Annotated in this window: 9 protein-coding genes; 4 read left to right on the forward strand and 5 right to left on the reverse strand. The window is 67.1% G+C overall.

What is annotated here, in order from left to right; translation table 11 throughout:
• The first annotated feature begins 188 nt into the window (after nt 1-188).
• Nucleotides 189-4,550 (forward strand): response regulator, encoded by a 4,362-nt coding sequence (locus FBZ88_RS00845; protein WP_186464131.1) that lies wholly within the window; start codon nt 189-191, stop codon nt 4,548-4,550.
• 245 nt (nt 4,551-4,795) lie between these two features.
• On the forward strand, nt 4,796-5,476 hold the full coding sequence (locus tag FBZ88_RS00850; RefSeq protein ID WP_145614974.1) for a TetR/AcrR family transcriptional regulator: 681 nt from the start codon (nt 4,796-4,798) through the stop codon (nt 5,474-5,476).
• Nucleotides 5,477-5,539: 63 nt separating this feature from the next.
• Here FBZ88_RS00850 and FBZ88_RS00855 read toward each other — a convergent pair whose 3' ends face one another.
• The 3 genes from FBZ88_RS00855 to FBZ88_RS00865 form a co-directional block, all read right to left on the reverse strand.
• A complete protein-coding gene (locus FBZ88_RS00855) occupies nt 5,540-6,628 on the reverse strand; it encodes a GGDEF domain-containing protein (protein ID WP_186464132.1) in 1,089 nt (362 codons plus the stop codon).
• Nucleotides 6,629-6,886: 258 nt separating this feature from the next.
• Nucleotides 6,887-7,195, reverse strand: coding sequence for a hypothetical protein (locus FBZ88_RS00860; protein WP_145614976.1), 309 nt, complete (start codon nt 7,193-7,195; stop codon nt 6,887-6,889).
• A 101-nt stretch (nt 7,196-7,296) separates the two neighbouring features.
• A complete protein-coding gene (locus FBZ88_RS00865; RefSeq protein ID WP_145614977.1) occupies nt 7,297-7,695 on the reverse strand; it encodes an acyl-CoA thioesterase in 399 nt (132 codons plus the stop codon).
• 188 nt (nt 7,696-7,883) lie between these two features.
• On the opposite strand from FBZ88_RS00865, the gene FBZ88_RS00870 reads away from it, so the two are divergent.
• Nucleotides 7,884-9,149, forward strand: coding sequence for a CaiB/BaiF CoA transferase family protein (locus FBZ88_RS00870; protein WP_145614978.1), 1,266 nt, complete (start codon nt 7,884-7,886; stop codon nt 9,147-9,149).
• A 71-nt stretch (nt 9,150-9,220) separates the two neighbouring features.
• Entirely contained in the window at nt 9,221-10,096 is an 876-nt protein-coding gene (locus FBZ88_RS00875) for a dienelactone hydrolase family protein (protein ID WP_145614979.1), read from the forward strand.
• Nucleotides 10,097-10,590: 494 nt separating this feature from the next.
• On the opposite strand, the gene FBZ88_RS00880 is transcribed toward FBZ88_RS00875, so the two are convergent.
• Nucleotides 10,591-11,325, reverse strand: a complete 735-nt coding sequence (locus FBZ88_RS00880) for an SDR family NAD(P)-dependent oxidoreductase (protein WP_145614980.1) — start codon at nt 11,323-11,325, stop codon at nt 10,591-10,593.
• 110 nt (nt 11,326-11,435) lie between these two features.
• Nucleotides 11,436-11,942 (reverse strand): Lrp/AsnC family transcriptional regulator, encoded by a 507-nt coding sequence (locus tag FBZ88_RS00885; RefSeq protein WP_088873210.1) that lies wholly within the window; start codon nt 11,940-11,942, stop codon nt 11,436-11,438.
• Nucleotides 11,943-11,976: the final 34 nt, after the last annotated feature.

Genomic DNA, 11,976 nt, shown 5'->3' on the forward strand with positions numbered 1-11,976 from the left:
TTCATCCTGGTGCCCTGATTGGGGGTAGAATTGGGGGCGGGGTCGGAACTACCCCCTATTTCCCGTCGATTTCGCGGGATTTGGTTGCTTGATTGATGGGGATGGCAACGCCGGCCATGGCGCGGCCGTCCCGTGCCCCGCCCCCATCCCATTGGGGACAACGGTGGCGCTCCAAGCGGGGGAGATGCATGCGGTTCGGTTTGCGGCACCGTCTGCTGTTGTTGCTACTGTTGTCGGTCCTGCCTTTCATCCTCCTGCTCGCCTGGGACATTCAGCAGCGGCGGGATGAAGCGGTGGCGGGCGTGCAAGCCACCGCCCTGTCCTTCGCCCGCCTGGCGGCCAACAGCGAACAGCGCCTGCTGGACCAAGTCCGCGACCTGATGGCCAGCTTTGCGACGCATTCCGCGCGATTGCCGCCCGACGCCTGCAACGACGACGCCGCCATCATGAAGGATGCCCAGCCCTGGCTGGCCAACATCCACGTCGCCACCCGCGACGGCCAACTCGTTTGCTCGTCCCTGCCCCAGCCCTGGCCCAGCTACGCCGACCGTGCCTTCCTGCAAGAAGCGGTGCGGAGTGGCAAGCCCACCGTCAGCGGCTTCCTGCTGAGCCGGGCCGCCGCCAAGCCCATCGTCGGCATGGCGTATCCCATCCTGCAGCCGGGCGGCGACGTGGACCGGCTGGTCCTGGCCGGCCTCAACCTGGATTGGGTGGAGCAGAACAGCAAGGTCATCCTTGAGGATGACATGACCTTCCTGATGGTGGACAAGGAAGGTACCGTGATGGCACGCCTGCCCGCCATGCCGGAGGCCATCGGCAGGAAGATGGCCAACACACCCACCATCCGGTTCGCCCTGGAGCGGAATCAGGGCAGCGGCAGCGCCATCGGCCTGGACGGCCGCGAAAAGCTGATCGGCAGCGCCGTCCTCCCCGCCACCGGCATGCGGGTGATCATCGCATTCGACCGCGCCGCCGTGTTGTCCAAGCTGGACCGGGATTCCGAACGCGTCGCCCTGCTGGCCCTCGCCGTGACCCTGGCGACCATGGGCCTGGCGTGGGCGACGTTGAGCGGCACGGTGCTGCGTTGGCTGGCGTCCCTGCAGCAGGCCGTGGACCGCCTGGGCGCCGGCGACAAGACCACCCGCGCCCATCTGCCCTCCGGCGCCGGGGAATTGGGACAACTGGCGAACGCCTTCAACGTCATGGCCGAGGCCATCACCTGGCAGGACCAGGAACTGATGGCGCGGGAGGCCCGCTTCCGCGATCTGACCGAGATTTCCAGCGACTGGTTCTGGGAAACGGACGGGGCCGGGCGCATCTCCGCCATGTCACAGGGCATCACCACCATAGGCCTGGATCCCGCGGACATGCTGGGGCGCACCCGGCGGGAACTGTCGGCCGACCCAAGCGATCCCTCCATCGCCCGGTATGAGGCCTTCCTGGCCGCCCGCCAGCCCTTCCGGGAGCTGACCTACGCCGCGCTTGATCACCAGGGGAACACCCACTTCATCGCCATCAGTGGCGTCCCCCGCTTTGGTGAAGATGGCACATTCCTGGGCTTCCGGGGCTCCGGCCGCGACCGCACCGCCGAGGTCAAGGCGACACACGCCCTGGCCGCCAAGGTAGCGGAGCTGGAAAGCGCGCGCATCGACCTGCAGGCGCAGCGCACCCTCCTGGACAGCGTCATGAACAGCTCGCTGGACAGCATCCTCGCCCTGGCGGCGGTGCGCGACCCGAAGACCGGCGCCGTCATCGACTTCCGCTTCGCGCTGGTGAACCGGGCGGCGGAACACATGATCGGCCAGCCGGCCGCCTATCTGGTGGGCAAGCGCCTGCGGGAGGAATTGCCGGGCCCCCTGGGGGGGAGCCTGTTCGAGCGCTACGCCCGCATCGTCAGCCAGAACGCCCCCGAGACGTTTGAGCATCTGAACCGCGAGGAAGGCGGACTGGATGGCGAAGGCACCTGGCTGCGGATCTCCGCCGTCCCCTGGGAAAGGGGCCTGGCCGTCACCCTGTCCGACATCACGGCAGAGAAGACGCGCGCCGCCGCGCTGGCCGAAAGCGAGCAGCGCTTCCGCCTTCTGGCCGACAACGCCACGGACATCGTGGCCCTGCACGCCCTGGACGGCCGCTGCCTGTACATGTCGCCTTCGGTGGAACGGGTTCTAGGCTGGCGGCTGGACCAGGTGATGGGCCGGCGCACGGTGGAGTTCACGGAGCCGACGGACATCCCCATCCTGGCCGACGCGCAACGCCGCCTGCTCGCCGCCCCGAATGGCGAGCCCATCACCTACCAGTTCCGGGTCATCAGGGCTGATGGCTCCACTGTCTGGTTGGAAACGGTCGCCCGCCTGATCGTCGATCCGGTTGAGGGCCAGCGCTTCGTCGCCTCCTCCCGCGACGTGACGGAAAGGCGGCGCCACCTGGAGATGATGACCGAGGTCAACAGCCGGCTGGAGGCCCAGGCCAGCGAACTGGTGGCCCTGGCCGACGACCTGGAACGGTCCCGCCACGCGGCCGAGGCGGCCAACCAGGCCAAGTCGGAGTTCCTGGCCAACATGAGCCACGAAATCCGCACGCCCATGAATGGCGTCATGGGCATGACCCAGATCCTGCTGGAAACCGACCTGACCTATGACCAGCGCACCTATGCCGAGACCATCTATGACAGCGCCGAGGCGCTGCTGAACATCATCAACAACATCCTGGACATCTCGAAGCTGGAGGCCGGCAAGGTCGAGCTGGAGATGCTGGAATTCGACGTGGGCGACGTGGTGGACGGTGTGGTCGCCATCCTGGCCACCCGGGCGCAGGAGAAAAAACTGGACCTGACCAGCCTGGTCGATGCCAAGGCCGCCGGCATCTATCGCGGCGACCCCACCCGTCTGCGCCAGATCCTGCTGAACCTGGCGGGTAACGCCGTGAAGTTCACGGCCACGGGCCAGGTGGGCATCAAGGTCGCGCCCGTGGCGGCCAAGGGCGCCGACAAGAAAAGCCGCTTGCTGGAATTCTCCGTCACCGACACCGGCCCTGGCATGACGGAGGACCAGCAAGCGCGGCTGTTCCAGAAGTTCACCCAGGCCGACACCTCCATCAACCGCAAGTTCGGCGGCACCGGCCTGGGCCTGGCCATTTCTCATCAGCTGGTGCGCCTGATGGGCGGCGATATCGTCGTGACCAGCAGCCCGGGCGAGGGCGCCACTTTCAGCTTCGCCATCCCGCTGGAGGTCGTATCGACCAAGGGCCGCAGCGGTCGCGCGCCTGTGCTGAAGGGCCGGACCGCCCTGGTGGTCGATGACCTGCCCCTGAACCTGGCGGTGATGGAAAGCCACCTGAACCGGCTGGGCATCGGTTGCGTCACGACCTCGGGCGGCAACGCGGCCCTGCGCCAGCTGGAACTGGCCACCCAGGCGGGCCGCGCCTTCGACGTTATCTTCGTCGACCAGGCCATGCCTATCATGGACGGCCTGGCCTTCGCCGCCCAGATCCGTCAGGACCCGGCCTACGCCGGGGTAAAGATGGTGCTGGTCACCTCCGTTGGTGGCGAGTTGGGGGAGATGAAGGGCCTCTTTGACGGCGTGCTGACCAAACCCGTGCGCCTGGCCACGCTGAAGGACTTGCTGACCCGCCTGGTGCAGCAGGACATCCCCGCCAGCCGCGGCCGCGCCGGTCGCTCGGGCGCCGTCGCCCGTGGCAGGACGCGGGCGACCGCGACGGCGGGACGCAAGGCGCAGCCTGTCGCCGCCCATCCTGGTGAGGGGCGCGCCATCCTGCTGGTCGACGACAATGAGACCAACCGCGCCATCGCGCGCATCATGCTGGAACGGGAAGGCTATGCGGTCGATGACGCCACGGACGGGGAGCAGGCCGTGGGCCGTTGCGCCGGCCAGGCCTACGACCTGATCCTGATGGATGTGCAGATGCCGGTAATGGACGGTGTGGCCGCCACCCGCGCCATCCGCACCGGTGGACCCTGCGCCCGGGTGCCCATCATCGCCATGACGGCCAACGCCATGGTGGGCATGCGTGAGGAATACCTGGCGGCGGGCATGAATGATTATGTGTCCAAACCCTTCGATCAGGAGCAGTTCCTGCACAAGGTGGAACATTGGGCAGGGCAGCCGGCCCCGCTCCCGCCTGAAGCCGCCGGCCCCGCCTCGGTCAGCCCGCCGGAGCCGGCGGAGCGGCTGGAACCCGCCTTCGACCCCGGCGTGCTGTCCGGCCTGGGCGCCGCGGTGCCCGCCGCCGCCTTTCAAAGCCTGGTGCGCGGCTTCGCCGACAATGGGATGGCCCGCATTGACCGCCTGCGGATCCTGGATCCCCGCACCGACCTTGGCACCATCCAAGGCGAGGCGCACGATCTGGTGTCCACCGCCGGCAATGTCGGCCTGCGCCGGCTGCAGCGCCTGGGCCGCGACCTGCACCAGGCCTGCGTGGACGGCGACCCGACCGGCGCCCAGACGGCCCTGGACCGCATCGTGCGCGAGGGCCCCCCGGCCTGGGCCGCCCTGCGCCAACGTTTCATCGGTGAAGGCGGAAGCGGGCGATGACACCGGTTGCCTACTCAGCCGCAAATAATATGACCCATTATTGCCTGTCCGCATCTTGTTTGTTGCGATCCGATGCGATAAGAGGGGCGGGAAAAGACGCCGCGCAGCCAAGCCAGGGAGTGGCTGCCGTCACCTGAAAACGCTGTCGTTCCATGCGCCGCCGCACCCTTTCCACCGCGTTTGGAAACCGTCGCCCGGGTTGGATCGTCTTTCGAATTCCCATGCAGTGAAAGCCAAGACGCCCAATGACCGCCACCGCCAACGCCCCTGGCCCCGGCCAGGCCCCCCGGCAGCGTTCCGTCCGTGGCCGTCCGCGCTGTGACAAGTCGCGACAGGCCATCCTCAGCAGCGCCTATGACCTGCTGGTGCAAGCGGGCCTGGCAGGTTTCACCATCGAGGCGGTGGCCGCCCGGTCCGGCTGCGCCAAAACCACCATTTATCGCTGGTGGCCCACCAAAGGCGCGCTGGCCGTCGCCTCGCTGTTGGAAATGGTGGAGGTGGCGGCCCCCATTCGCGCCACCGGCTCCGCCCGTCGCGACCTGGAAAGCCTGCTGGCGGTCATGGCCGGGACCATGGCCGGCCCCATGGGCCGGGTCATCGCCAGCATCATCGTGGAGGGGCAAAGCAATCCGGAAGTGCTGGAGACCTACTGCACCCAGGTGCTGCAGCCCCGCCGGGAACGCATCCGCGAGATTGTGCGCATGGGTGTGCGTTCCGGTGAGTTGCCGGCCGAGTTGGACGAGGCGGTGGTGGTGGAATTGCTGTACAATACCCTTTACAGCCGCCTGCTGATCCGTCACCAGCCGCTGGACGAACCCGGCTGGACCCAGCGTCTGGTGGCCGCCGTGCTGGGCCCGGCGAACGCCGCCCCCCAGCCAGTGGCCAAACCCCTGCGCATCCATAGCGACGCGCTGTACCCGGCTTAGAGTGCGATCGCTTCAGATGGCCTCATCTGAGGCGATCGCACGATTGAACAAAAGCCCAAAAACCTATGCCGCCACCGACACGCGGTTGCGGCCGGCGTTCTTGGCGGCGTAGAGGGCCTGGTCGGCACGGCCCAGCAGGGTGTCCACGCTGTGGTCGTTGGCGGACAGGGTGGTGACGCCCAGGCTGCAGGTCAGGGTCACGGACACGTCCGGCGCCAGGACGACGGGTGCGGCCGCCACGGCGCAGCGCAGGCGTTCCGCCACCCGCTCCGCCTCCGGCCGGTCGGTCTGCGGCAGCAGGATCACGAATTCCTCGCCGCCGAAGCGGCCGATGACATCAGTGTCGCGGATGGCACCCCGGCAGAGGTCGACCACGGCACGGATGGCCTGGTCGCCGGCCTGGTGCCCCCAGGTATCGTTGATGCGCTTGAAATGGTCGATATCCAGCATCAACACCGATAGCGGTCCGCCGTAGCGCCGGGCCCGCGCCATCTCTCGCGCCGCCGTGTCGGTAATGAAGCGGCGGGTGCCGGCACCCGTCAGGCTGTCGGTGATGGCGACCAGCCGCAGCAGCCGCTGGCTCTCGTAGTTGGTGTAATTGATCTGCTCGAACGCAAAGAGCACGCAGATGAACATAGCGCCCACCGGACCCAGCAGCAGCGGGTACTTCACATATTCGAAGTCATGGGCGAAGCCCACCGCCCCTGCCGCCGGCGGCAGGGAAATGATCAGCACCATGAAAGCGGCGCCGGTGGTGAAGGGCACATACTGCATCACCAGCAGCGGCAGGAAGGTGAAGAACAGGAAACCGGAGAATTGGGCCTGCATGCCGTGATCCAGGCGGTTCAGCACCTCGATGAACAGCATCTGGCACGTGAAGGCGCCGATGAAGGCGTAGGCCGTGGTCAGGCGGCGCGGCACCCGGAAATGCAGCAGCAGGGCGTGCAGCACGATGATGACGGACATCACCAGCCGCAGGCCGATGGTACGCCGCGCCCCTTCGGCATCGATGACGTAGTCCCATCCCCACAGGCCGCTGACGGTGATGGAGGTCGCCACCGTCATGATGGTGCTGAACAGCCGGTGGTGATCGAACTTGTAGTCGACATAGGCCCGGTCGGGCCAGACGACCTGTTTGATGTGGTGGCCCACCGGGTCTGTTCCCTGTCTCCCCATCCAGGTGCGACACATGCCGGATGGACTTATCTTGAGGCAGCTTATACCGCACGGGCCCATCCCGACTACGCCAGTATTTCGATGGTCACGCTGCCAAGGTGCCGCAGGATAAGGCTAATCCAGGCAGGATAGACAGCCCCATCCCGATCCCAGGGGCCAATTTTAGGAGTTGCTACCTTTGGCCCCGCCTTACGGGCAATTTAATGCCATCTTAAGGAAACACTATTTCCCACCCTAGGTCTTACGGGTCGGTTTTGTTGCCGCCCGCCCGTAAGCCTTGGCCGCCGCCTCGGGCTTCTTCATTTCTTCCATCAGTTTCATGGCGAAGCGGCCGCCATCATGACGGGACTGCAGGAAGGTCATCACCACATCGCGCGCGGCCTGGCGATCGAAGGGTATGTCCGGGGGCTCCTCAGCCGGGGGGGCTGCCCGTGCCGTCTGCATGCGCTCCGCCGCCGCGGCCGCCTTTTCCAGGACATCCGGGTCGATCCGCCGCCGGATGGCGCGGATCTGGCGCAGCAGTTCGTCACGGGGATCGGCCATGAAACCAGCTCTGACTTCAGCAAAAGGAGTAACGGTAGAGTGCGCGCCCCTTGCCCCCGGTGTCGAGGGAACTTTGGTCCGGGGCCCCGGTTCCCGCCCGCTTATTCCCCCGGGACCGGCAGGGGGCGCGGACGGCGATTCTCATCGATTGCGACGAAGGTGAAGACCGCCTCGGTCACCTTGTTGGTGTCGTCGGCATCACGGCTGCGGCGCCAGGCCTCCACCTCGATGCGCATGGAGGTGCGACCGCGCGACACCAGCCGGCCGAACAGGCTGACCTCATCCCCCACGAACACCGGACCCAGGAAGGCGATGGCATCCACCGCCACGGTGGCGGCGCGCCCCCGCGCCATGCGGGCCGCCACGTTGCCGGCCGCCAAGTCCATCTGCGACATCAGCCAACCGCCGAAGATGTCGCCGGCGGGGTTGGTATCGGCCGGCATGGCGATGGTGCGGATCACGGGGACCTCGTCGGGCATCTTGGCGTTCTTATCGAGCATCGGGGGCCTCGGGTTCGGCAGGTAAACGATTGGGATATCAGAGCGTGAAACGGCCCGCAGGGGAAGCCTGGGCTTAACAACACCGATGCCATCTAGGCGCTGGTCGCGTCCGCCGTGTAAGATCACCGCCGTGCAGGCCAGGCGTCCCCAACAGCCAGGCATCCCCGACAGAAGGTAGACCTGCGCCCATGACCCAGCCGCCCATCCCCGCCACCGGCCCGCTGACCGGCCTGAAGGTCCTGGATATGAGCCGAGTACTGGCAGGGCCCAGCGCCACGCAGATCCTGGGCGACCTGGGCGCCGACGTGGTGAAGGTGGAACGGCCGGGCCAGGGGGACGATACCCGCGCCTGGGGCCCGCCTTTCCTCAAGGACGATGCCGGGCAGGACACACGGGAAAGCGCCTACTACCTGTCGGCCAACCGCAACAAGCGCTCGCTGAGCCTGGACTTCACCAATCCGACGGGCAAGGCGCTGGCCCTGCAGTTGATCGGCCACGCCGACGTGGTGGTGGAAAACTACAAGACCGGCACCCTGGGCCGCTATGGCCTGGGGTATGAGGATCTACGCGACGCCTTCCCCCGGCTGATCTACTGTTCCATCACCGGCTTCGGCCATGCCGGGCCCTATGCCGCGCGTGCCGGCTACGACTACCTGGTGCAGGGCATGGGCGGCTTCATGTCCCTGACGGGGGAGCCGGAGGGCCAGCCGCTGAAGGCTGGCGTCGCCATCGCCGACCTGATGACCGGCACCTACGCCGTCATCGCCATCTTGGCGGCCCTGCGCCACCGCGACCACACCGGCCGGGGCCAGGCCATTGACCTGTCGCTGTTCGACACCCAGGTCGCCTGGCTGTCCCACCCGGGCCAATATTACCTGACCAGCGGCCACCTGGCGCCGCGCGTGGGCAACGCCCATCCCACCATCGTGCCCTACCAGACCTTCGCCACCAGTGATGGCTGGATCATCCTGGCCATCGGCAACGATGAGCAGTTCGCCCGTTTCTGCCACCTGACCGGCAACGCCGCCTGGGCCAGCGACCCGCGCTATGCCACCAACCAGGCGCGGGTGGGCAACCGCGACAGCCTGGTACCCGCCATCGCCGCCGTCATCCAGGGCCAGAGCAGCCAATTCTGGATCGACGCGCTGGAACCGCTGGGCGTGCCCTGCGGCCCCATCAACAGCATCGACAAGGTTTTCGCCGACCCGCAGGTGGCCGCCCGCGGGATGCGCGTCACCCTGCCCCACCCCCAGGCGGGCGGGACGGGGGCGCCGGGCGCCGGCCTGCCGGGCACGGTGGAGCTGATCGGCAGCCCCATGAAGTTCAGCGACACGCCGGTCAACTACCGCCAGGCCCCACCCACCCTGGGCCAGCACACCGACGCCGTGCTGCAGGACTGGCTGCGGCTGGATGAGGAGGAAATCCGGCACCTGCGGCATACCGGCGCCTTGTGAGCGTGGCGGCTGCGGCGCGCAGGGGCTTGCGGTAAAAGTTCAGCCATAACAGTGACGAAGGGGCGACTTCCATGGAAGACAACGTGATCAACCGTCGCGGCTTCACCACGGCCGGCCTGGCCGCTGGCTTTGCGCTGGCGGTGCTGCCTGTATCGGCGGAAACCATCATCACCGACGCCGACAATCTGGAGGCCGGCATGGTGCAGGTGCCCGTGGCCGGCGGCGCCACCATGGGCGCCTACCGCGCCGTACCCAAATGGGCGGGCCAGGGCGGGCACCATCCCGTGGTGCTGGTGGTGCAGGAAATCTTCGGCCTGCACGAGCACATCCGTGACCTCTGCCGGCGCCTGGCCAAATCGGGCTATTACGCCATCGCCCCCGATCTGTATTTCCGCCAGGGTGACGCCACCAAGGTGCCGGACATCCCCACCCTGGTACGCGACATCGTATCCAAGGTGTCCGATGAGCAGGTGATGGCCGACCTGGATGCCACCGTCGCCTTCGTGAAGACCGATGGGAGAGCCGACACCCGGCGCATGGCCATCACCGGCTTCTGCTGGGGCGGGCGCATCGTCTGGCTATATTCCGCACACAATCCCGATCTGAAGGCCGGCGCCGCCTGGTACGGCCGATTGGTCGGCAATACCGATGCCGCCCATCCCAAGAACCCCATCGACCTGGTGAACCAGCTGAATGCTCCCGTCCTGGGCCTGTACGGCGCCAAGGACGACGGCATCCCGGTCGCCAGCGTGGATCAGATGCGGGCCGCCCTGGCCCAGGGCGACAAGGCCGCCAGCGATTGCAAGCTGATGGTGTTCGAGGATTCAGGCCACGGCTTCAACGCCGATTACCGCCCCAGCTACAACCCCACGGACGCCAAGGTGGCATGGAAGCAGATGCTGGAGTGGTTCAAGAAGCACGGCGTGCCCTACGTGCCGCACGCCTAGCCCAGGCTCATTCTCTCCCTAGAGCAAGATGCGATCAGTCATGATCGTATCTTGCTCTTAACCTGTTCATGATAGAGCGGATTTACACGATCAGGTGATTCCACCTGATCGCGTTCCGCTCTAGGACGCGACCGCGTCCGCCGGAGATTTCCGGGGAGGGTAGCGGACTGGAAATCGAGGACAGCCAAGGGCCGGGGGGGCCGCCGGCGCTTGAGGAATTCGGACAAGAAAAAAGGCCCGCCTGCGGGGGAGCGGCGGGCCTTTTAAGAGGCCGGGTTGGGCGCGGGGAGCAACCCACCCGGACGGGGAAGCAGAAACGGGACCGAGGTCGCCGTCTCGGGCACCGGAGAGGTTGGGGCCATCCCCGGTACGAAAGGAAGACTATGCCCACCGAACCGCTGCGGCTGTGACCAATATCACTACGGTCCGGAGCGTAAGCATGCCCTGCCATGCGTGAACCACCCTTGAATGGACGGCCCCAAATCCCACGCCCCTCAGTACAGGGCGATGCACTCGCCATGGCGGGTGTTATCGGGCGCCACCAGGTCCAGGATAGTGGGGACGACCCGGGTCACGGGCGGCTGGGTATCGGGCTTTTCCCCAGGAAACGCCTGGGCCCGCAGCTTGGTGGGCATGGGGCCGGGATCCACCAGGTTCACCTTCAGGGGGCTCTGCAGCACCTCCTGCGCGTAGGTCAGCGCCATCATCTCCAGCCCCGCCTTGGCCACGGCGTAGGCGTTCCAGTAGGCCACCGGCTCATGGCCATAGCGGTCGGTAATGAAGACGGCGCGGCCCGCGTCAGAACCGCGCAGCAGGGGATCCAGCGTGCGGATCAGGCGCATGTTGGCGGTCAGCGTCAGGGCCAGCACCTTGTCCCACTGCTTCACGTCGGCATGGGCCATCGGGCCGATGGCGCCCAGCATGCCGGCGTTGGCCACCAGGATGTCCACCCGCTTGAACCGGTCCAGCAAGGCCGGGCCCAGCACATCCAGCTGGGCGGGGTCGGCCGCCATATCCTGGGGGATCAGGGTGGCGGTGCCGCCAGCGGCGCGGATGGCATCGTCCACCTCCTCCAGCCCACCCACGGTGCGGGCGATCAGCACGACATGCGCGCCCTCCGCCGCCAGCCCCTTGGCCACGGCGGCGCCCAACCCGCGCGACGCGCCGGTGACGACGGCGACACGGCCCTTGAGCCGGCCGGTGATGGAGGGGGAGGCAGGCTCGGTCATGCGGGACGTTTTCCTTGGATAAAGGTTTTTGTGGCAACACGGCGGGCGCGAGATGCCCACCCCTCACCGCAACGGCTGGCTTTGCGGTTTACGGCCTGGCATTGCGCCCGTCAATCGCCGCCCACCGTCACGACGTCCGCCAGCGGCAGGGCCGTGCGTTTCATGACGGTGCGCAGGGTGAAGCTGGAATGGACGCGGGCCACCCCCGGCAGGCGGGTCAGGATGCGGTTGTGCAGGGCCTCGTAATCGGCGGCCCCCGCCACCACCACGCGCAACAGATAGTCGCTGTCGCCCGACATCAGATAGCACTCCATCACCTGCGGGCAGGTGGCCAGCGCCTCCTCAAAGGCGCGCAGGTAGGGCTCCGTCTGTTTCTCCAGCGTCACCTGCACGAACACGCTTTCCGGCCGCCCGCAGGAGGCCGGGTCCAGGATGGCGGTGTATCCGCTGATGATCCCCGCCTCCTCCATCGCCTTGACGCGGCGCAGGCAGGCGCTTTCCGACAGGTGAACATGGGCGGCGAGTTCCGAATTAGGGACGCGGCCATGCTCCTGCAGGCGGGCCAGGATGGCACGATCAATCCTATCCAGCACCGTTGTTCGCAGACTCTGCCGCATGAAACGCCTTTAACGATGGTTCCTTGCGCATTGT

The organism is Nitrospirillum bahiense (genome assembly GCF_007828025.1).
GTDB lineage: Bacteria > Pseudomonadota > Alphaproteobacteria > Azospirillales > Azospirillaceae > Nitrospirillum > Nitrospirillum amazonense.

What these genes read in the sequence shown, in the direction of transcription:
- FBZ88_RS00845 (WP_186464131.1), top strand. Translation starts at nt 189, where the DNA reads ATGCGGTTCGGTTTGCGGCACCGTCTGCTGTTGTTGCTACTGTTGTCG.
- FBZ88_RS00850 (WP_145614974.1), top strand. Translation starts at nt 4,796, where the DNA reads ATGACCGCCACCGCCAACGCCCCTGGCCCCGGCCAGGCCCCCCGGCAG.
- FBZ88_RS00860 (WP_145614976.1), bottom strand. Translation starts at nt 7,195, where the DNA reads ATGGCCGATCCCCGTGACGAACTGCTGCGCCAGATCCGCGCCATCCGG.
- FBZ88_RS00865 (WP_145614977.1), bottom strand. Translation starts at nt 7,695, where the DNA reads ATGCTCGATAAGAACGCCAAGATGCCCGACGAGGTCCCCGTGATCCGC.
- FBZ88_RS00870 (WP_145614978.1), top strand. Translation starts at nt 7,884, where the DNA reads ATGACCCAGCCGCCCATCCCCGCCACCGGCCCGCTGACCGGCCTGAAG.
- FBZ88_RS00875 (WP_145614979.1), top strand. Translation starts at nt 9,221, where the DNA reads ATGGAAGACAACGTGATCAACCGTCGCGGCTTCACCACGGCCGGCCTG.
- FBZ88_RS00880 (WP_145614980.1), bottom strand. Translation starts at nt 11,325, where the DNA reads ATGACCGAGCCTGCCTCCCCCTCCATCACCGGCCGGCTCAAGGGCCGT.
- FBZ88_RS00885 (WP_088873210.1), bottom strand. Translation starts at nt 11,942, where the DNA reads ATGCGGCAGAGTCTGCGAACAACGGTGCTGGATAGGATTGATCGTGCC.